We start from the raw sequence: 18,639 nt of genomic DNA on the forward strand, positions 1-18,639 counted from the left end.
CTCACGCCATCGCGTCTTCGATCTGGTCGGCGAGAGACACGGCGATAGGGACCGGCTCCTCCTCGACAAAGCGGGCTATCTCCTCGCCGTCGTGCTCGACGACGACCGTCGGAATGAGTTCGATGTCGTACTCCTCGACATGTGGTCCGGTTTTCGAGTCGTCGTCTTCCTTCTCGACGGGATAGTGGTGAATCTGGGCGTCCGGGATATGGGCGGCTTTCAGGGCCGCGCCGAAGTCGGGGAGCTGGGCCCGGCAGTCCTTGCACCAGTCGCCGCCCCAGATCTTGTACTCGAACTCATCAGCGTAGTGTGTGAGAACGTCGACGGTGTCGGAATAGGCGTCTTCGACCCACACCGGGTTCGGCTCCATGGTTTCGAGCGTTTGACTCATAGCTGGCTGTATGTAGTCAGGGGGCTTGAAATCCCCGGCCGTGAATTTTCCGCTTCAGACGGGCTCCAGCGGAAAATCGGTGTTTCAGCCGAGGCGAGTCCGGACGCGCTAGCGGTCGACTCGGACAGTCGTCCGAACGTCCCGAGACGACCGGCCGATTTCGACGGTGTAGGTCCCGGAATCGACTGTCCAGCCGGAATCCGTGTCGTACCGCGAAAACGCCAGGTCGTCCAATGTCAGTTCCACCGTCTGCCGTTCGCCGGCGTCCAACTGCACGGCCTCGAACCCGGTGAGTTCGCGCTCCGGGCGGTCGGCGTCAGCCGTGGACGGCGGTCGGACGTAGGCCTGGACGACCTCTCGACCCGGCCTGTCGGCGACGTTCTCGACGGGGACTGCGACAGTCTGCTCGTCCGTTGCTTCGGCATCGCCGTACTCGAACGCCGCGTACGAGTGGCCGTGGCCGAACGGGTAGGTCGGGTCCACATCCGCGTCGTCGAAGTGTCGGTAGCCGATAAAGACGCCCTCATCGTAGTGGACTTCGTCATCGACACCGGGATAGCGGCGTTCAGTCCCTGCAGTCGGATACTCGCTTTCTGGGGCGAACGTGACCGGGAGCCGACCGCTCGGATCGCGGTCGCCATAGAGGACGGCGGCCGCCGCGTCCCCGTCCGCCTGCCCGGGATACCACTGTTCGAGGACCGCGGCCACGTCCTCCCGCCACGGGAGTTCTACGGGGCCGCCGGACCTGACGACGACCACGGTGTTCTCGTTGGCTGCGGCGACGGCCGAAACGAGCTCGTCCTGCTGGCCCGGCAGCGCCAGCGAATCGCGGTCCCGCGCCTCCGTCGTCGCGTCGCGGACGAACACGACGGCGACATCGGCGGACTCGGCTGCCGTGACGGCGTCGTCGAGCGATGGTTCCCGGTCGGCTGTGTCGCCAGCCGCACCGTCGGTTTCGTCGTCCTCGCCGACGAACGGCAGGAGGTCGAACAGCGAAACGGATTCGATTTGCGGGACGCCGAACGCTGTCGTGACTGCGCCCTCGGAACGAGATTCGATCCCGTCGACCGGGGTAACCGAGTGGATCGGCGTTGTTTCTGAGGAGCCACCACCGCCCAGTTTCGGCTCGTCGATATTCGGCCCGATGACGGCCACGTCCGCCCCGTCATCCAGCGGCAGGACGCCGTCGTTGTCGAGCAACACGGTTCCGCGGGCCGCAACGGCCGAAGCGATATCTCGGTGTCGCTGGCTGTCGAGTTCGCCCACCGACGCGTCGCTGCTTTCACCGGCTTCGGCAGTAGTCCGATTACTGTCCAGCCGCCCGAATCGATCTATCTGGCCGAGAATCCGCCGAACCATGTCGTCCAGCCGGCCGGCCGGGACTTCGCCGCCGTCGATGGCATCGGCGAGCGGGTCGCCGAACAGGCCCGCCCGCGTTGCGTCCGGGATGCCGTCGGGCCACTCGAACTCCTCGTCGCCATCCGCGGTGTCGCTGTCGGCGGCTTCCGCTGCGCCGGGGGCCGCCACGCCGGGCATCTCCAGGTCCATGCCTGCATTCGCCGCGTCGACGGTGCTCTCCAGTCCGTACCAGTCCGAGACGACGTAGCCGTCGAACCCCCACTCGCCTTTGAGTACGTCGCCGACGAGGCGCTCGTGGTCGCTCATGTGCGTGCCGTTCACTCGGTTGTACGCCGTCATCACCGACCCGACGCCGGCGTCGACGGCCGCGCGGAACGGCGGGAGGTACAGCTCTCGGAGGGTCCGCTCGTCCACTTCGGCGCTAACGGTCGTGCGGTGTGTCTCCTGGTTGTTTGCGACGAAGTGTTTCACTGTCGCCGCGATATCCGCGGACTGAATGCCGTCGATAAGGCCGGCCCCGACAGCGCCGGCGTGGACCGGGTCCTCGGAGAGATACTCGAAGTTGCGACCGCAGTGTGGAATCCGGATGATGTTCACGCCGGGCGCGAGCAACGCGTCCTGATCGAGCGCCGTCGCCTCGCGGCCCATCGCCGCTCCCTGTCGCCGAGCCAGGTCGAGGTCGAACGTCGCCGCGGTCGCAATCGACGCCGGAAAGGCGGTCGCACGTTGGCCCTCAGCGCGGATTCCCAGCGGCCCGTCGACGAGGCGAAACGGCGGAATCCCGGCCGCCTCAACGCCAGAGATGTATCCCGTCGCTGTGCCTTCCGGGTCGGTTGCGCCGCGAACGAGCGCGAGTTTCTGTTCGCGGGACAGCCGGGCGAGCACCGCTCCAATGTGGTCGTCGTCAGCCATATCGCAGTTCACAGCCGAGCGGGCCTTATACTGTCGGCTGCTCAGGACGGCGTCTCAGAGAGCTGTGTCGACCTTGTTTCGAGCCCCGAAATGACGAGTTTCGCGCCGCCGGACCGGCTCTCCGTCATCTCGACGTCCCACCCGTGGGACTCGACGACGTGCTGGACGATGGCCAGTCCGAGGCCGGTCCCCGACTCGGAACTGGTGACGCCGTGCGTGAATACCTCCTCTCGTTCCTCGGGCGGCACGCCGGGGCCGTTGTCGCTGATCGTGAACCCGTCCGGGGTGGCGTCAACGCGTATCGTTACCCCCGCGCCGCCGTGTGCCACACTGTCGTCGGACCCTGTCCGACTGTGCCCGTGGTCAGCGCTGTCGTCGGCATCTGGTCGACTGCCTGTGGAACCATGTTCCACACTGTTCCGAACCACGTTTTCGAACAGTTGCAGGAGCTGGTCACGGTCGCCGATAATCTCCCGGTCGCCGTCGATTCGCAGCGTCGCCTTGCCGGTGTCGACGTGGCCCCAGGCCGCCTTCGCCAGCGCCGAAAGCTGTAGCTCGACCCTGTCAGTCGTCTTTTCGTCGCGGGCGAAGGCGAGTACCTCGTCGATGAGGCTACTCATCCGGTCGTGGGCCTCCTCGACACGGTCGAACTCTTCGGGGTCGTTCCGCTCTCGGGCCAGCGCCAGTCGGCCCGAGGCCACGTTCAGCGGGTTCCGGAGGTCGTGGGAGAGGACAGCGGCGAACTGGTCGAGCTGCTGGTTCCGGCGTTCGAGTTCCCGCTCGCGCTCTTTCTGCTCGGTGATTTCGTGGACGAGAAACACGCGTCCGACCAGCGCGTCGTGGGAGTCATACAGCGGGGTGAGTTGGACGTCGAAAAACCGGTCGCGCTGCTCGATGACGGCCTGCGTTTCCTCGGCGTCGTCGTTCAGGCCGCGGTACTTTTCCAGTAGCTTTGGCGACGTTTCGAGCGCGTCCTCGACGGATTTCCCGACGCTATCTTCGTCCCCGAGCAGTTGCCGGCCGACGTCGTTGGCCTCGATTATCGTATCGTCCGTATCGACGACGAACACAGCGCTGTTGAGGGATTCGACGACCTCCCGGTAGGCGACCGGCGAGATGTCCAGCAGTCGGCCTTTGAAAAACGCCCACGAGAGCGTGAGCCCGGTGCCAGCCAGCAACAGCGGTGTAAATTCGATTGCGGTATCACCGAAGATGCTGACAACGCTCCCGAACCACGGGAGCACGATAGCCAGTAGGACGGCGTACACCTGCTTCCGGTACAGGCCGCCGGAGACGAGTGCGTAGTGGATGAGAAGCGCACTCGACACGGCGATGAGTGCATAGGAGTATACCAGATGCCCCCAGAAGACCGGTCCAGGGGTTATCTCCCAGCCGTACATACCAGCGTCCGTCGGGCCGGAGATAGCGTATATCGCACCGTCGGGGCCGACAAACAGCGCGGCAAAGAACACGAGAGGTTCGACAGCCAGTAACGCGACGGCCCGCCAGCCGAGATACCGGTCGCGGCCGGTGTAGGCCAGCGCGAACACGAACAGGCCGGCCATCGCGGGCATCACGCCGACGTACAGGCCGTACGCGAAGAACAGAGCCAACTCAGTCCCGCGCGTCAAAACACCGACCGCGGCACAGAGGTCCCATATCGAGAGCCCGGCGAGCAGAACAGAGAGCGCGGTCCCGCCGGGAGAGTCACGCCGGCTCCACGCGTACACCGACAGCGTCCCGAGGACAACGGCCACGACAAGCAGGGAAAAGGCATATGCAACGAGCAGCGTGGCCATTGACGTATAATCCGGCTCTGCGAGTAAATGGGTTCCGCCCAGTTCGAGGGATTTACCCACTCGCTCGGCATACCGGCGGGTATGCCTGTCGACAAGCAAGAGTTCGACGAGATACTGTCGTTCGAGCTCCACGAACCCGCGGACATTCTCGACGCCGACAAACTGTACACCATCCCGGAAATCGCCCGCCTCCTGCAGGGCCTCCCGGCGGACGCCGAACTCAGCGAGGCCAGCGAGTCGGTGTTCATCGACTGGGCCATCCCGTGGATGATCTTCAATCAGGACGACCTCGTCATCGCCGACCCGCAGGACGACGACGTCGTCGGGCTGTACGGCCTCGCTGAGTCATGAAGCTCCTCGTTGCCGGCAGTGACCGGGTCGACGCGGGCAAGACCACGTTCAGCGTCGGCCTGCTCGAACGGACCAGCGCTCAGGGGTTCAAGCCCAGAGCGGGCAACAACTACTGGTTCGACCACGACGACTATCAGCGAGCGACAAACGAGGGGCGGCTGTACGGCAAGGACGCCAAGCGCCTCGCGGCCGCGTCACCGAGCGATGTCGCACCGGAAGAGATCAATCCGATTCACCGCCTCTGGCACCCCTCACCGGGAGCCGAGACGGGCCTGCTCGGGAAAGAAAACCAGCAGTTCGTCGTGGACCGGGTCGGCCGTCCGAGTTCTGAAACCGGGGTCGAATACGTCGTCAACGGGACCGTCGACCTGCCGGAGTCCGTTGCCGAACGACTCCCGGTTGCCAACGCGCCACGGGTCACCTCAGTCGCCGATTTCAACGACCTGATGCGGGTGATGCACGTCGAGGCACTGGAGTCACTCGCCGCGGACATCGAGACGACGGACCGGGCGGTCGTAGAGTCCTACGGCGACGTGGCCCGGCCGCTGTCGGGCATCGAACCGGACGCCGTGGCCGTCGTCGAGCCGGGACGAGCACGCATCTACGACGGCGACCGGTACAGCAAGGCCTGTCAGATCGCCACCGGTGGTCCCGGCGACGGCCAACTGGAGGAACGGGTGCCGAACGTCGTCGACCTTATCGAGCAGGTCGCCGCGGTGCGCCTGCCCGCGCTCGACAGCGAGCAGCGCAACGACCCGGCGGCGGTCGCCGATGCGTACGACCACGCCTACGACGCCTTGCTGGCCTGTGCCTTCGACTAAAACTATCGCTCAGCCGCAGCCTCAGAACTTCGCGGCCTGCAGGGCCAGTTCGATGTCCTGATACGGCGCGTCGGTGACGCTCGGCCCGTGGCCGGTGTGCATCTCCTGTAGGTCCTCGTCGACAACCGACAGCACCTGCTCGATACTGTCGACGAGCAGACTACGGTCGCCTTCGTCGAGGTCGGTCCGGCCGAAGCTCCCGTTGGCGAATACGAGGTCGCCGGCGAACAGGACGCCGGCTTCGTCCGAGTAGAAGCAGAGATGGTCGTTCTTGTGGCCGGGCGTGTGCAGCGCCCGGTAGTCGTGGTCACCTAGCTGTATCGTTCCGTCATCAGCGATAGCGTGCTCGACACCGTCCTGGTCCGTGTCGTAGCCGTACACCGGCACGTCGAAGGCGTCGACGACGCTGTCGAGGTTCTCGACGTGGTCGTAGTGGGTGTGGGTGACCGCAACAGCGTCGATGTCGTCGACGTGCTCTTCGACGGCCGACACCACGTCGAACTCGTTGCCGACGTCGACCAGAACGGTTCGGTCCCCAGTGACGAGGAACACGTTGCTCGTGAAGGCCTGCTGCCCACGGGCGAGGTTTCGGATCATTACAGGCCTGTTTGCCGTCGTCCCGGATGTGGGTATCGTTCTGTCACCGGCCGAGACGCGCTACACGCCCGCACCCACAGGGCTATGTACGTGGATATGCAAACGGGGGATAGTAGAACATTATGTCAGATTCGGACCTACCTGTGGTGCTTATCGTCGAAGACGAACCAGATGTTGCCGAGACGTACAAACTGTGGCTGCAACAGGAGTACGAGGTCCGCATGGCACAGAACGGCGACGAGGGCCTGGAGCAACTGGACGCGGATGTCGATGTCGTGTTGCTCGACCGGATGATGCCCGGACTTTCCGGGGACGAAGTGCTGGAGCGTATTCGCGAGCGGAAGCTGGGCTGTCGGGTGGCAATGGTCACTGCCGTCGAACCGGACTTCGATATTCTGGAGATGGGCTTTGATGCATACCTCTCAAAGCCGATCCGGAGCGAACAGCTCCACGAGACGGTCGACAATCTGCTCGACCGCTCCGAGTACGACTCTCTGCTGCAGGAGTACTACGCGCTCGTCGAGAAGCAGGCGACGCTGGAAGCGACGAAATCGAGCGCAGAGCTGGCGGAGAGCGACCAGTACGACGAACTGACCCAGAGAGTCGCAGAGATGCGAGACGACCTCTCGGAGACACTCGGTGGCATCGAAGACGACTCCGATTTCATCGCAACGCTTCGCGGACTGAGCGACGATGAAGACAACTGAGCGACAAACAATGTATGATCTCACCTCAGTACTAGAGTTCGATGCGCTCAGTGAGGTCCGGCCAGGGTCCAGCATCCTGATCTCCGGCCCAGCAATGAGCGGGAAGGAACGACTCGCATACGATATTCTCGCCGATGGTCTGCGAAAGGACGACGGCGCAGTGGTCGTGACGACCGGAGACGGCGCGGGCAGCGTCGTCGAGGAGTTCCGGTCGCTCGTGCCCGACCTCGACGACTCCCAGCTCGGTGTCATCGACTGTCGGGGCGAAGGTGGCACGGACGAGGAGGCAATCGGCAACGCCCACGCCCACCACGTCTCTTCGCCCGGTGATCTCACCGGCATCGGTATCGGCATCACGAAGGCGCTGGAGGGACTACACAACGCCGGCAACGAACAGGGCCGTCTGGCCCTCGTCTCGCTGTCGACGATGCTGACCTACACGGACAAGAAGACCGTGTTCAAGTTCTGTCATGTGCTGTCCTCGCGGCTGGACTCCGCGGGCTACATCGGCGTGTTCACCATCGACTCGGGAGCCCACGACGACCAGACACTGCAGGTCATCAAGCAGGCGTTCGACGGGATGATCGACGTGCGCGACGCCGAGGGCGGCGGCCGCGAGGCCCGCGTGCTCGGCCTCGCCGGCGAGCCGACCGACTGGCAGGACATCTGAGTACGTCGCCATCCACAGGCGGTCCGAACCCCGTGTCGGTCCGGGAAGGAAGTATTTTGCCGCTCCGGTTCACCCACCCGATATGGACGTAAAGCTGCTCGAAGCCACAGACGACCCCGAGGACCTCATCTGCAAGGCAGCACGTAACGACTACAGCGACACCTCCGTCGGCAGCCAGTCGTTCGAAGCGACGATGGCTGAGGTCGACGGAGACACCCTTGACGACAAGAAGGAGACGCTCATCGGCCACCTGCTCGACCACGGCCACTTCGGTCCGTTCGAGCACGCGCAGGCGACCTTCGCCGTGGAGGGGGTCTCCCGCTCCTGTATGGCCCAGATCACCCGCCACCGCCACGTCTCCTTCGACGTGCAGTCGATGCGGTACGTCTCCTTCGACGACGTGGACCCCGAAGCCGTCCGGGAAGGCGAACTGGTCGTGACGCCGCCGTCCGCGACGGACCCGGACTGGATCGGCCGGAACCAGCAGAAAGCGAGCGTCTCCGACGAGGAGTTCGAGGAGCGCACGGAAATATTCAAAGACACCATCGAACAGGCGGTCGAATCGTACCAGGAACTGCTTGAGCTGGGAATGCCACCGGAAGACGCTCGGTTCGTGCTGCCAATCGGAACAAAGGTGAACATCGTGATGTCGATGAACGCCCGGATGCTGATGCACGTCGCGGACATGCGAGCCGCGGCGGACGCACAGTGGGAGATCCGGGAGATGACCGAGGAGATGCTCGACCTGGCAGCCGACTGGTGTCCCAAGACCTTCGACTACTACGAGCGGGAGATGAAGGGACGCAAGAACCGGCTCGCACCCTGACAGAGCCGCACTTCTCGCGGCAGTTCAGAACAGCTGTCTTCGGTCGTGGGCATCGACAATTGTTGGATCGACCTTGATACTCACAACGGCAATAGCGAGACACGAGCCGTTTTGTTGCGTCAACGACCGGATTTCAGAGTATCAAAAGACGAAACGAGTACGACACATTCATTACCGCACATCCTAGATAAACAATTGTGTCTTACGAGGTTGAACGTCCCACCCGTCGGTCGGGCACTGCGTCTGATGTGATGTGTGCTGTCGACGATGTCGACGGCCAGCAGCGGTTCGTCATCGCCGATATTGCCCACGATGACATCTGGATTTCGATGGTAGCGGACGAGACCTGCACACTTACAGCCTGGCGATAGCGGGCCACCACCGGCTGTGACGGATTCTTGTAGATAGTTCCGGACAGTGCCGACCTCGGGGTCGACACAGACCGGGAAATCGCTCAAACAGTCCGTATGAAAAGTTTTTGTTGACCGCTCTGTGACGTAGGAGTATGGAATACGACGACATGCTCGACCGGGCGATGGAGGAGACGCCCGAGATTGACGGCACAAGCGAGCGGTTCGAGGTCCCCGATCCAGACGTCCGACAGGAAGGGAACGTCACCGTCTACGAGAACTTCCAGTCGACGTGTTCCCGGCTCGGACGCGAGGACGACCATGTGATGAAGTTCCTCCAGAACGACCTCGGGACAAGCGGCCACATCGACGAGAGCGGTCGAGCGCGCCTGACCGGCGAGTTCGATGCCGACCGTATCGAGGCGTCCATCGACGAGTACGTCGACGAGTTCGTGCTCTGCTCGGAGTGTGGGCTGCCGGACACGCAACTGGAACGGGAACAGGGCGCGCTGTTGCTCCGCTGTGAGGCGTGTGGCGCCCGCTCGGCGACGAGCGAGTAGCTACTGCAGACCTTTCAGCGTCTGCAAGTCGTTTTCCGTGCGGGTAAAAACGGCGAGCCGATGGCTCGCGTGACAGTTCGGGCAGTGGAACGTCGTGTCGTGTCGCGGCAAGTCCGTTGGCGTCGACTCCCAGTCTTTCTTACACTCAGGACAGAGCAATCGAACGTACGCTTCCTCCATGTATGTTACTCACACACATATCCAACGATAAAAAGCCTTGGCGTCTCCCCATTAGTCTGCCTTCACCCGGGCGTCAGGCCGGAAGGTCCTCGGCTTCGAGGAGTTCCTTGTACCGGTTTCGAATAGTCACTTCGGAGATGTCGGCGACGTCGCTGACCTGACTCTGTGTGACCTTCTCGTTGGTCAGCAACGCGGCGGCGTAGACGGCCGCTGCGGCGATGCCGACCGGCGATTTGCCGGAGAGCATCCCCGACTGGCGAGCACCTTCGATGAGGTCCCGTGCCTGTCGCTGGGTCTCCTCGCTGAGTCCGAGGTCGGAGATGAACCGCGGGAGGTAGTGTTCCGGGTCCGCCGGCTGGACTTCGAGGCTGAGTTCCCGGACGATGTACCGGTAGGTCCGTGTGAGTTCCATCTTTTCGACGCGGGAGACGCGGGCCATCTCGTCCAGCGACCGGGGGTTTCCGGCCATGCGAGCGGCCGCGTACAGCGCGGACGTGGCGACGCCCTCAATGGAGCGGCCCGGAAGGAGGTCGTCACCGAGCGCGCGCCGGTAGATGACGCTGGATGTCTCGCGGACGTTCTGGGGGAGTCCCAGCGCCGAGGCCATCCGGTCGATTTCGCCCAGCGCCTGCTTGAGATTGCGCTCCTTGGAGTCACGGGTACGGAACCGCTCGTTCCAGGTCCGGAGCCGCTGCATTTTCTGGCGCTGCTCGCTGGAGAGGGAACGCCCGTAGGCGTCCTTGTTCTGCCAGCCGATGTTGGTCGAGAGGCCCTTGTCGTGCATCATGTTCGTCGTCGGCGCACCGACGCGGGACTTGCGGTCCTTCTCTGCGGAGTTGAACGCCCGCCACTCCGGCCCGTGGTCGATCTCGTCCTCTTCGACGACCAGTCCACAGTCCTCACAGACTGTTTCGCCGTGTTCGGAGTCCGTAACGACGTTGCCACTACATTCGGGACAGGCCTCTACAGCCTCCTGCTCCGTCGGTTCGGATATTTGCTCGTCTCGTTCTCGTGTGCTCGTCCGCGTTGGTGATTCACTCATGATTGGGAGTTCTGTTCTGCCGGGTGCAGAAATTTTAAGACTGTTTGGGGAAACTGTCTTACCCTATAGTTAGTCCGTAAAGTATATAAATCTTTCGCCGGATTTCCGCAGGAACCGCCGGACAGCAGGGTGATACGGCATGACATGGCCCGCCGTACGGCTATATAATCTTGGTGGTTATCGCCGCCGTCCGTGCACAACGCATAAATGGGGGGCTGCACCGCCGTGCGACTCCATCTGTGCTCCGTCGAACGACCAGTCCTCACCTCGATACGCCCGCTCCTGATCGGTCGGGAGCGGCAAGTGGGTCCCGGAATTGCCGGGTCAGCGGGAGTCACCGTGTGGTTCCGCACATCGTGGGGGAGTGATGAAATATAAAAAGCGATGTTACCAACTGGCATGATTTGGTTACAGTTGCATACCAGATACATACATCCACACGACGACAGCCCCGTTTGAGGGATGTCGCGGCAACCGCTCAATCGAGCGAGATCCACGCCAGAAACAGCAGCCCTCCGAGCTCCAGTATCGCAACGAATGTCATCGCGCGACCGGCGACAGGGGCGGCGCTTCGCAACAGCACGGCGACCTCCGGGTCAAGGACGTAGTAGTAGACGGACAGGCAGTTCTCGGCGAGCAACAGTACCCCGAAGACCGTCAGTCCGAGCGCGTGTTTCGAACCCACTGCCAGGTAGTTCCGGACCCAGACTGACAGTAGCACGAGCAGGACCACGACGTTGAGCGCGGACGCGACACTCGCCGCGGTCATCCAGACTGCCATCTGTGCCCTCCTATGCCGGCTCGTGGTAAGACTCCTTTCCCGATTTCAGCCATTGTCACTCGATCTCCGCGATGATTTCCTCGATGGTGTCCCAGTACTGTTCGGTCCTGTCCGTCAGCGTGTAGACGGAGCCGTAGTCGCCGCCGGTGTTGTCGACGACGCCGTTGTCCAACAGCACGTCAAGGTGGTGCCGGACGGTCTTGTAATCGAGGTCAAGGTCCTCCGCCAGTTGGTTAGCGTTCCGGGGCCGTCGCTTGAGGGCCTTGAGGATACGGGCTCTGTTTGGCCCCCCACGGGTCCCGGAGAGAACGTACCAGAGGACACCCTCCATCAGCGGACCCAACTCTCCGGGCGTACGTATATCCACTGGCCGATTGTGCGATAACTGCCTACGAGCGTAACGGCGGAAGCTAATTGTCAGCGGTGGGCATCAAGAACCCGAAGCGGTCGTCGCGGGGTGGCAATTCTGGCCGGCTGCCACGCACGGGCTCGAGATAGTCGTGCGCCGGGTTACGGCTGCAACACGCCGTCGATGGCGTGGATGAAGCCGTTGGAGGCCTCGATGTTCGTGTCGACGATATCGGCCTGGTCGCCGTTGAGGTCAGTCCCGTCTACGTCGATCTTCGCCCCGTTCAGCGTCGGGATTTTCTCCGAGTCGACGACGGAGCTTGCGTCTCGCTCGCCCGGTGCGACGTGGTACGTGAGGACGTCCACGAGGAACTCGTCGTCGACATCGCCGACGTTGTCGACAGTGATTCCCGCGGCGTTAAACGCACCGTCGGTCGGCGCAAACACCGTCAGCTGACGGTTCCCGCTGAGCGTGTCGACGAGGCCGGCTTCCTGCACTGCGGCCACCAGCACGTCGAAGCCGTCGGCCGCCATGGCCACGTCAACGATCGTATCGCCGTCTCTCGGCGGCGCGGCACTCGCGGCACCGACGCCACCGACTGCGACTGCTGTTCCGGCACCGATACTCCGTAACACACTGCGCCTGGTCTGTTTCATGGAAACCCGGGCGATTCGGAGGACTGTTGACACTTAACCGGTTTCCGAACTGGGACCCAAATTAGACCATAGTTTCAGACAGTGAATAGGTGACCCTCGGTCGGAACGTCGAAGAGTCCGATACGTGCGCCCGCGTCCAGCCACGCATGCCCGTACGAGAACGATGCCAGCGCGTTGACCGGGTCGTCGTCGTCCCTGAAGTGGCGACCGTCCGCCAGATACGCCGCCGCCATCTCTTCACACTCCAGTGCGGCGTCGTGCATCGGCGTCCCTTCAGGTGGCGCGACTGATGCCGCGTCGAGCGCCTCGGCGAGCAGTCCCTCGTAGCGGTCGGTCTTCTCTTCGAGATCTGCGGCCATACCCTCAGCGAACGGTGGCAGTGGCCTAAGCGTGTCGTCCCAGTGCGAGTTCGGCGCACGACAACACAAGCTAAATACGGCCCGGTAGTCTAGCTTGGCTAATGACAGAATCGGTCGAACACCGACGACTCATCGTCGCTGGCACCGGCGCAGCGGGACTGACAGCGGCCATCTACGCCGCCAGAAGTAACAACGACCCACTCGTTCTGGAAGGCGACGAACCGGGCGGGCAGCTCACGCTGACCAGCGAAGTCGAGAACTTCCCCGGCTTCCCCGAGGGGCTCTCCGGTCCGGACCTCATCAACAACATGAAAGAGCAGGCCGAGCGGTTCGGGACCGAGCTGAAACACGGCATCGTCGCCGACATCGACGACAGCGAACGGCCGTTCCGCGTGGAACTGTCGAACGGCGACGTGTACACCTGCGACGCCTTCATCGCCGCCTCCGGAGCCAGCGCCCGGACGCTGGGCGTCCCCGGCGAGGACGAGCTGATGGGCTACGGCGTCTCGACGTGTGCAACCTGTGACGGCGCGTTCTTCCGCGGCGAAGACATGCTCGTTGTCGGCGGCGGCGACGCGGCCATGGAGGAGGCCCACTTCCTCACGAAGTTCGCCGACACCGTCTACATCGCACACCGCCGCGAGGAGTTCCGCGCCGAGGACTACTGGATCGACCGCGTCCAGCAGAAGGTCGACGAGGGCGAAATCGAGATCATGCGAAACACCGAGTTGCTGGAGATGCACGGCTCACCCGAGAACGGGGTCGACCACGTCACCCTCGCACAGAACGACGCGGGCCATCCCAGCGAGAAGCTCGACGCCGACGGGACCGAAACCTTCGACTTCGACGTTGGTGCCGTCTTTATTGCCATCGGTCACACGCCTAACACCGACTACCTCGAAGACACCGGCGTCGAGCTGGACGATACCGGGTACATCCAGACCCACGGCGGCACCGGCGGCGACCAGACCGCCACCGACGTGGACGGGATCTTCGGTGCCGGCGACGTGGTCGACTACCACTACCAGCAGGCCGTCACCGCTGCCGGGATGGGCTGTAAAGCCGCCATCGACGCCGACGAATACCTCGAATCACAGGCCGAGGCCGCCGCCGAGGCGGAGTCCGAAGCCGCCGCGGAAGCCGACGACTAGCGCAGTTGTTTCTTCGTTCGTCCCCACATCCACAGACCCTTTAGGATAGCCCCCGGAGTGAGCGGCATGGCAACCGATACTGTCACGCTGACTATCGACGACGGCGAAGAGACCGACGAACTCACCGTCCCAAGCGAACTCGTAGACATCCTCCGAGAGTCGCCCGAGGAGACGGACCCGCAGGTCGTCGGCGACATCGCGATGTTCGGCATGACCCAGCGGATTCACAGCGCCGTCCACCACGCGCAGGGCGAGCCAGACGAGCAGATCGTCGCGCTCGAAGAGGAGACCAGCGAGCTGTTCGAGGAGCGCTTCGGCCAGTCCTTCGCCGAGCTGACCGGTCACGACCACTAATTCTGCCGCCTCAGTTCTCAGAACTGCCAGTGAAGCACCACGCCGTCGTCGAGCCGTTCGACGCCGGCCAGCTCCGGCTCCGGGAAGTCCTCGATGAAGCCGTCGCCGTCGGCCAGCGTCGGCGCGTCCCGGCCGCCGATGACCTTCGGCCCGATGTAGACGAACAGCTCGTCGACCAGCGCCTCTTCTAGCAGGCCGAAGATGAGTTCGCCGCCACCCTCGACCATGAGCTGGTCGATACCGTCGCCCTCCAGTTTCGCAAGCGTCGTCGTCAGGTCGACCCGGTCCTGCCCGGCGGCGATGACGTACGCGCCGGCGTCTTCCATCTCCTCGATGAAGTCCGGCGGGGCGGCTTCGCTGACGAGGAGGTAAGTCTGGGCGCGACCGTCCAGCACTGTGGCGTCCGGCGGCGTTCGGATGCGGGAGTCGGCGACGACGCGTGCGGGATTTTCCGGCTTGCCGCGGTCGGCCCGGGCGGCGCGGCGGTCGGCGTCGTCGACGGTCAGTGAGGGGTCGTCAGCGAGAATCGTACCGACGCCGACCATCACAGCATCACTGTCGGCTCGAAGCTGGTCGACGCGGTCGAAGTCGTCCGGGCCGGAGATAGCGATCTGTTCGCGGCGGCGGGAGGAGAGTTTCCCATCGACACTCATGGCGGCGTTGACGACGACGTGCATACTCGTTCGTGCCGGCGACACGTCAAACGGCTTTTGGGTTACAGTCAGGAGGACGTTGTTTCGGGGCGCTTCGACAGCTTCCGGACGTCGAGTTTCTTCACGGTGCCGTCGCCGGTTTTCAGCTTCAGCACCGTCTTTTTCAGTACGAGTTCTTCGACGTCGAGCGTCGTCTCCGTGCTCCAGCCCCGTAGCCTGACCATCCCTTCCTCGTCGATTTCGAGGAACGTGCGGGGTTTGCGCTGGGACCCCATCGTCCACTCCTCGTCGCCGACGGACAGCTCCTGCCCGCCGCTTTTCGCCCAGCGGAACACGCAAGCGAACTGCTCGCGGGGTTCGTCACCGCGGTCGTGATCGACGCGGGTCCACTGCTCGAAGTCGACGCCGAAGTGGGCGGCCCACAGCTCCAGATACTCGAAATCGAACTTCTTCTTGCCGTCGTTGTTCCGGCCACTCCGCCAGATGACGTGCGCCTCCGACGGCTTCGACCCGAACATACTACCCATAGTCAGGCCCCCGGGCGACTGCCGTTATTATTTGATCTGATATCACGAATCCCGACTAGTCGAATATCTCCGATAACGTACTTTTTAGCCATTTGAAACGTCCCAACACAGTCAACGCCCATATCCTGAGAGATTACAGTATCACAAATAAGAATTGTGGGCGATTTTGAACAGGTGTGAACGGTCGTGACTTGCACGGCCGGCCGAAAACGCTTTTGAGTGCTCCCGTCGAACCGTCAGTCGATGTCTCTCGAAGACCATGCCGAGGAGCTCGCCTCCGACCTCGGTGTTGACAAAGAGGAGGTCACACGCGACCTGGAAAACCTCGTGAACTACTCCGTCCCGATGGACGAGGCCAAGCAGAGCCTCAGACGGAAGTACGGCGATGGCGGCTCGAGCGGCGACGGCACGCCGTCGAGCAAGGCCATCAGCGAGGTGTCGACCGACGACTCGAACGTGACGGTCACCGCCGTGGTGCTCACGTCGGGTCGTCGCTCCATCCAGTACAACGGGGAACAGCACGTCATCCGCGAGGGCCAACTCGCCGACGAGACGGGGAAGATATCCTACACGGCCTGGGACGGCTTCTCGGGCGACCTCCAGCCCGGCCAGACCGTCCGGCTCGGCAACGCCGGCGTCCGCGAGTGGGACGGCCAGCCGGAGCTCAATCTGGGCGACAGCACCGACCCGGAAGTCGTCGACGAGACGCTCGACATCGACTACGAGGTCGGCGGCCGCGCCGCGCTGCAGGACCTCGCACCGGGTGACCGCGGCATCACTGTGGAGGTGCAGGTGCTGGAGTGCGAGCAGAAGGTCATCGACGGCCGCGACGGCGAGACGACGATTCTCAGCGGCGTCCTCGGCGACGAGAGCGGCCGGCTCCCGTTCACCGACTGGGAGCCTCACGACGAAATCGAGGAGGGGGCGTCCGTGCGCCTCGACGAGACGTTCGTCCGCGAGTTCCGCGGTGCGCCGTCGGTAAACGTCTCGGAGTTCTCGACGGTGACCGCGCTGGACCGCACGGTCGAGGTCACCGAAGACGCGCCCCGGATGTCCATCCGGGAGGCTGTCGAGAGCGGCGGCCTGTTCGACGTGGAACTGGCCGGCAACGTCATCGAGGTGCGGGACGGCTCCGGCCTCATCGAGCGTTGTCCGGAGTGTGGCCGCGTCATCCAGAACGGCCAGTGTCGCTCCCACGGCGCAGTCGAGGGCGAGGACGACCTGCGGACGAAGGCCATCCTCGACGACGGCACCGACACCGTCACCGCGGTGCTCGACGACGAACTGACCGCCCGGGTGTACGGTGGCGACCTCGACGACGCCCGCGAACACGCCCGCGACGCGATGGACAAAGAGGTCGTCGCCGAGCGCATCAGCGACCGCATCGTGGGCCGCGAGTACGTCGTCCGCGGGTCGCTGTCGGTCGACGAGTACGGCGCGAACCTCACCGCCTCGACCTTTACCGAGGCCGACGACGACCCGGCGACGCGTGCGCAGGCCCTCCTACAGGAGGCAGACGCATGAGCGAATCCGGCGACAGCGGCCCCGGCCGCCGGGAGGTCGCCCATCGGCTGTTCGCCGCGGAGTTCGACGACGCCGACTTCTCGTATTCGGAGTCCGACGAGGAGCGCGCGCCGAACTACGTCGTCACGCCGACCGGCGCGCGGGTCAACCGCCTGTTCCTCGTCGGCGTCCTCACCGAACTCGAACAGGTCAACGACGACGTGTTGCGCGCCCGGGTCGTGGACCCGACCGGCCCGTTCGTCATCTACGCCGGCCAGTACCAGCCCGACGAACTGGCGTTTCTGGAAGGGGCCGACCCGCCGATGTTCGTCGCCGTCACGGGCAAGGCCCGCACCTTCCAGCCCGACGACAGCGACCGGGTGTTCACCTCGGTGCGACCCGAGAGTATCAGCGAGGTCGACGCGGACACGCGGGACCGCTGGGTCGTCCAGGCCGCCGAGCAGACCGTCTCGCGCATCGGACAGATGGCCAGCGCGAAACAGGCCGGTTTAGCCGGCGACGAACTCCGCCTCGCGCTGCTGGACCAAGGCATCGACGAGAGTGCCGCGGCCGGCATCACGCTCGCGCTGGATCATTACGGCACGACCGGCGACTACCTCGACGCGCTCCGGACGACGGCGCTCGACGCCGCTCGCGTCGTCGCCGGCGACACGGACGAGGCGCAAGGGCTGTCGTTGTCACCGGACGACGGGACCGACGACCCGATTCCGCTCCTTGCCTCTCTCGACCTCGATACTGACGTTTCCACCCCGGAGACGGCGACTGAGGACGCAGAGGGAGACGCGACGGCAACCGAGTCCGGCGCTACTGAGCCGACGACAGACGAGGAGGTGGCCGACGCGGCCGAGAAAGGTGCGCCCGCAGACGCTGCCGACGCCGAGCCCGCGCCCGGTTCGCCCGGCGCACCGGTCGGCGACGAGTCGACAGAGCCAGACGCCGGCGCGGCCACGAGTGACGCACCCGTCGAGACGCCCGAGACAGCGACCGACGCCGCAGCCGACGAAACCACGCCGGGTGAGTCCGTGGGTGAGGACGTGTCCTCGACGCCTGAACAGAGCGAGCCCGTGGACGAACCACCGGTGTCGAGTGAGCCGGTGACCGACGCCGACGCGATGGGACAGGACGAACCGGAGTCGTCGTCCGAACCCGACAACGGCGGTGACCTCGGCGACTTCGACACCGAGTTCGAACTGGACGAGGACGAACGCGAGGAAATCGAACAGGAGTACGGCACTGACTTCCAGAGCGGGACGGAAGTGGATGAGCCCGGCGAGGCCGACATCGAGACGCCGGACCACGAAGAACTGGCCGACGCGGCCCAGGAGGGCGCGCCCGCAGACGCCGCCGACGCCGAGCCCGCACCCGGTTCGCCCGGTGCACCGGCCGGCGATGAGTCCCCCGAGCCGACCGCTGACGCGGCCACAAGCGACGCACCCGCCGAGACGCCCGAAACAGCGACCGACGCCGCAGCCGACGAAACCACACCAGACGAGTCGGCGAGCGAGGACGCGCCTACCGAGGACGTGGACCTCGAAGACGCCGTCATGGCGGTCATGGATGACCTCGACGACGGCAGTGGGGCCGACCGCGAGGAACTCCGCTCGACGGTCGTGAGCCGCCACGGCGCGGACGCCGATGCCGTCGAGGACGCCATCCAAGACGCGTTGATGGGCGGACGCTGCTACGAGCCCGAGGACGGCAAGCTCACACCCATCTGACG

The 18,639-nt window shown here is 64.3% G+C and carries 23 protein-coding genes; 11 read left to right on the forward strand and 12 right to left on the reverse strand.

Features of this window, described 5'->3' with window-relative positions; translation table 11 throughout:
- Position 1 precedes the first annotated feature (1 nt).
- The 3 genes from HAH_RS08345 to HAH_RS08355 form a co-directional block, all read right to left on the reverse strand.
- Complete coding sequence (locus HAH_RS08345) at positions 2-391, reverse strand: thioredoxin family protein (protein WP_014040525.1); 390 nt, start codon at positions 389-391, stop codon at positions 2-4.
- A 108-nt stretch (positions 392-499) separates the two neighbouring features.
- Positions 500-2,662, reverse strand: a complete 2,163-nt coding sequence (locus tag HAH_RS08350) for a beta-glucosidase family protein (RefSeq protein WP_014040526.1) — start codon at positions 2,660-2,662, stop codon at positions 500-502.
- A 41-nt stretch (positions 2,663-2,703) separates the two neighbouring features.
- Positions 2,704-4,461 carry a sensor histidine kinase gene (locus tag HAH_RS08355; RefSeq protein WP_014040527.1) on the reverse strand — a complete coding sequence of 586 codons (1,758 nt, stop codon included), beginning with the start codon at positions 4,459-4,461 and terminating at the stop codon, positions 2,704-2,706.
- 27 nt (positions 4,462-4,488) lie between these two features.
- Between HAH_RS08355 and HAH_RS08360 the strand changes: the two genes are divergently transcribed.
- Entirely contained in the window at positions 4,489-4,812 is a 324-nt protein-coding gene (locus tag HAH_RS08360; RefSeq protein WP_023843290.1) for a DUF5827 family protein, read from the forward strand.
- Positions 4,809-5,633 (forward strand): ATPase, encoded by an 825-nt coding sequence (locus HAH_RS08365; RefSeq protein ID WP_014040529.1) that lies wholly within the window; start codon positions 4,809-4,811, stop codon positions 5,631-5,633. Before HAH_RS08360 ends, HAH_RS08365 begins: the two co-directional genes overlap by 4 nt.
- 21 nt (positions 5,634-5,654) lie before the next feature.
- Here HAH_RS08365 and HAH_RS08370 read toward each other — a convergent pair whose 3' ends face one another.
- On the reverse strand, positions 5,655-6,230 hold the full coding sequence (locus tag HAH_RS08370) for an MBL fold metallo-hydrolase (protein ID WP_014040530.1): 576 nt from the start codon (positions 6,228-6,230) through the stop codon (positions 5,655-5,657).
- Positions 6,231-6,352: 122 nt separating this feature from the next.
- Between HAH_RS08370 and HAH_RS08375 the strand changes: the two genes are divergently transcribed.
- The 5 genes from HAH_RS08375 to HAH_RS08390 all read left to right on the forward strand — a co-directional run bounded on the left by HAH_RS08375 (position 6,353) and on the right by HAH_RS08390 (position 9,343).
- Entirely contained in the window at positions 6,353-6,937 is a 585-nt protein-coding gene (locus tag HAH_RS08375; protein ID WP_023843291.1) for a response regulator transcription factor, read from the forward strand.
- 10 nt (positions 6,938-6,947) lie between these two features.
- Positions 6,948-7,607, forward strand: a complete 660-nt coding sequence (locus HAH_RS08380; protein ID WP_044951863.1) for an RAD55 family ATPase — start codon at positions 6,948-6,950, stop codon at positions 7,605-7,607.
- 82 nt (positions 7,608-7,689) lie between these two features.
- Positions 7,690-8,433 (forward strand): FAD-dependent thymidylate synthase, encoded by a 744-nt coding sequence (thyX, locus tag HAH_RS08385; RefSeq protein ID WP_014040533.1) that lies wholly within the window; start codon positions 7,690-7,692, stop codon positions 8,431-8,433.
- A 197-nt stretch (positions 8,434-8,630) separates the two neighbouring features.
- Entirely contained in the window at positions 8,631-8,804 is a 174-nt protein-coding gene (locus HAH_RS19690; RefSeq protein WP_155120743.1) for a DUF7556 family protein, read from the forward strand.
- 134 nt (positions 8,805-8,938) lie between these two features.
- Positions 8,939-9,343, forward strand: coding sequence for a translation initiation factor IF-2 subunit beta (locus tag HAH_RS08390; protein WP_014040534.1), 405 nt, complete (start codon positions 8,939-8,941; stop codon positions 9,341-9,343).
- Here the strand turns inward: HAH_RS08390 and HAH_RS08395 are convergent, their stop codons facing one another.
- From HAH_RS08395 to HAH_RS08420, 6 genes are all read right to left on the reverse strand, one after another.
- Complete coding sequence (locus HAH_RS08395; RefSeq protein ID WP_004515550.1) at positions 9,344-9,523, reverse strand: DUF7836 family putative zinc-binding protein; 180 nt, start codon at positions 9,521-9,523, stop codon at positions 9,344-9,346.
- Positions 9,524-9,596: 73 nt separating this feature from the next.
- Positions 9,597-10,565 carry a transcription initiation factor IIB gene (locus HAH_RS08400; protein WP_014040535.1) on the reverse strand — a complete coding sequence of 323 codons (969 nt, stop codon included), beginning with the start codon at positions 10,563-10,565 and terminating at the stop codon, positions 9,597-9,599.
- A 478-nt stretch (positions 10,566-11,043) separates the two neighbouring features.
- Positions 11,044-11,346, reverse strand: a complete 303-nt coding sequence (locus HAH_RS08405; protein ID WP_023843293.1) for a hypothetical protein — start codon at positions 11,344-11,346, stop codon at positions 11,044-11,046.
- A 55-nt stretch (positions 11,347-11,401) separates the two neighbouring features.
- Positions 11,402-11,677: an ArsR/SmtB family transcription factor gene (locus tag HAH_RS08410; RefSeq protein WP_014040537.1), complete on the reverse strand. Its 276-nt coding sequence runs from the start codon at positions 11,675-11,677 to the stop codon at positions 11,402-11,404.
- Positions 11,678-11,856: 179 nt separating this feature from the next.
- Positions 11,857-12,351, reverse strand: coding sequence for a fasciclin domain-containing protein (locus HAH_RS08415; RefSeq protein WP_023843294.1), 495 nt, complete (start codon positions 12,349-12,351; stop codon positions 11,857-11,859).
- Positions 12,352-12,425: 74 nt separating this feature from the next.
- Positions 12,426-12,710: a DUF357 domain-containing protein gene (locus HAH_RS08420; protein WP_014040539.1), complete on the reverse strand. Its 285-nt coding sequence runs from the start codon at positions 12,708-12,710 to the stop codon at positions 12,426-12,428.
- A 101-nt stretch (positions 12,711-12,811) separates the two neighbouring features.
- Between HAH_RS08420 and HAH_RS08425 the strand changes: the two genes are divergently transcribed.
- Positions 12,812-13,861, forward strand: a complete 1,050-nt coding sequence (locus HAH_RS08425) for an NAD(P)/FAD-dependent oxidoreductase (protein ID WP_014040540.1) — start codon at positions 12,812-12,814, stop codon at positions 13,859-13,861.
- 66 nt (positions 13,862-13,927) lie between these two features.
- Complete coding sequence (locus HAH_RS08430) at positions 13,928-14,215, forward strand: DUF7545 family protein (protein ID WP_014040541.1); 288 nt, start codon at positions 13,928-13,930, stop codon at positions 14,213-14,215.
- Positions 14,216-14,232: 17 nt separating this feature from the next.
- Here the strand turns inward: HAH_RS08430 and HAH_RS08435 are convergent, their stop codons facing one another.
- Complete coding sequence (locus HAH_RS08435) at positions 14,233-14,892, reverse strand: 2,5-diamino-6-(ribosylamino)-4(3H)-pyrimidinone 5'-phosphate reductase (RefSeq protein ID WP_014040542.1); 660 nt, start codon at positions 14,890-14,892, stop codon at positions 14,233-14,235.
- A 44-nt stretch (positions 14,893-14,936) separates the two neighbouring features.
- On the reverse strand, positions 14,937-15,395 hold the full coding sequence (locus tag HAH_RS08440) for a hypothetical protein (RefSeq protein WP_023843295.1): 459 nt from the start codon (positions 15,393-15,395) through the stop codon (positions 14,937-14,939).
- A gap of 243 nt (positions 15,396-15,638) precedes the next feature.
- Here HAH_RS08440 and HAH_RS08445 point away from each other — a divergent pair, with 243 nt between their 5' ends.
- Complete coding sequence (locus HAH_RS08445; RefSeq protein WP_044951866.1) at positions 15,639-16,919, forward strand: Single-stranded DNA binding protein; 1,281 nt, start codon at positions 15,639-15,641, stop codon at positions 16,917-16,919.
- Entirely contained in the window at positions 16,916-18,637 is a 1,722-nt protein-coding gene (locus HAH_RS08450) for a hypothetical protein (RefSeq protein WP_014040545.1), read from the forward strand. The genes HAH_RS08445 and HAH_RS08450 overlap by 4 nt, the downstream gene beginning before the upstream one ends.
- The last annotated feature ends 2 nt before the right edge of the window (positions 18,638-18,639 follow it).

It is taken from the genome of Haloarcula hispanica ATCC 33960 (genome assembly GCF_000223905.1).
Lineage (GTDB): Archaea > Halobacteriota > Halobacteria > Halobacteriales > Haloarculaceae > Haloarcula > Haloarcula hispanica.

Coding starts and splice junctions, on each gene's coding strand:
- HAH_RS08345 (WP_014040525.1), bottom strand. CDS start 391: ATGAGTCAAACGCTCGAAACCATGGAGCCGAACCCGGTGTGGGTCGAA.
- HAH_RS08350 (WP_014040526.1), bottom strand. CDS start 2,662: ATGGCTGACGACGACCACATTGGAGCGGTGCTCGCCCGGCTGTCCCGC.
- HAH_RS08355 (WP_014040527.1), bottom strand. CDS start 4,461: ATGGCCACGCTGCTCGTTGCATATGCCTTTTCCCTGCTTGTCGTGGCC.
- HAH_RS08360 (WP_023843290.1), top strand. CDS start 4,489: ATGGGTTCCGCCCAGTTCGAGGGATTTACCCACTCGCTCGGCATACCG.
- HAH_RS08365 (WP_014040529.1), top strand. CDS start 4,809: ATGAAGCTCCTCGTTGCCGGCAGTGACCGGGTCGACGCGGGCAAGACC.
- HAH_RS08370 (WP_014040530.1), bottom strand. CDS start 6,230: ATGATCCGAAACCTCGCCCGTGGGCAGCAGGCCTTCACGAGCAACGTG.
- HAH_RS08375 (WP_023843291.1), top strand. CDS start 6,353: ATGTCAGATTCGGACCTACCTGTGGTGCTTATCGTCGAAGACGAACCA.
- HAH_RS08380 (WP_044951863.1), top strand. CDS start 6,948: ATGTATGATCTCACCTCAGTACTAGAGTTCGATGCGCTCAGTGAGGTC.
- thyX (WP_014040533.1), top strand. CDS start 7,690: ATGGACGTAAAGCTGCTCGAAGCCACAGACGACCCCGAGGACCTCATC.
- HAH_RS08390 (WP_014040534.1), top strand. CDS start 8,939: ATGGAATACGACGACATGCTCGACCGGGCGATGGAGGAGACGCCCGAG.
- HAH_RS08395 (WP_004515550.1), bottom strand. CDS start 9,523: ATGGAGGAAGCGTACGTTCGATTGCTCTGTCCTGAGTGTAAGAAAGAC.
- HAH_RS08400 (WP_014040535.1), bottom strand. CDS start 10,565: ATGAGTGAATCACCAACGCGGACGAGCACACGAGAACGAGACGAGCAA.
- HAH_RS08405 (WP_023843293.1), bottom strand. CDS start 11,346: ATGGCAGTCTGGATGACCGCGGCGAGTGTCGCGTCCGCGCTCAACGTC.
- HAH_RS08410 (WP_014040537.1), bottom strand. CDS start 11,677: ATGGAGGGTGTCCTCTGGTACGTTCTCTCCGGGACCCGTGGGGGGCCA.
- HAH_RS08415 (WP_023843294.1), bottom strand. CDS start 12,351: ATGAAACAGACCAGGCGCAGTGTGTTACGGAGTATCGGTGCCGGAACA.
- HAH_RS08420 (WP_014040539.1), bottom strand. CDS start 12,710: ATGGCCGCAGATCTCGAAGAGAAGACCGACCGCTACGAGGGACTGCTC.
- HAH_RS08425 (WP_014040540.1), top strand. CDS start 12,812: ATGACAGAATCGGTCGAACACCGACGACTCATCGTCGCTGGCACCGGC.
- HAH_RS08430 (WP_014040541.1), top strand. CDS start 13,928: ATGGCAACCGATACTGTCACGCTGACTATCGACGACGGCGAAGAGACC.
- HAH_RS08435 (WP_014040542.1), bottom strand. CDS start 14,892: ATGCACGTCGTCGTCAACGCCGCCATGAGTGTCGATGGGAAACTCTCC.
- HAH_RS08440 (WP_023843295.1), bottom strand. CDS start 15,395: ATGGGTAGTATGTTCGGGTCGAAGCCGTCGGAGGCGCACGTCATCTGG.
- HAH_RS08445 (WP_044951866.1), top strand. CDS start 15,639: ATGTCTCTCGAAGACCATGCCGAGGAGCTCGCCTCCGACCTCGGTGTT.
- HAH_RS08450 (WP_014040545.1), top strand. CDS start 16,916: ATGAGCGAATCCGGCGACAGCGGCCCCGGCCGCCGGGAGGTCGCCCAT.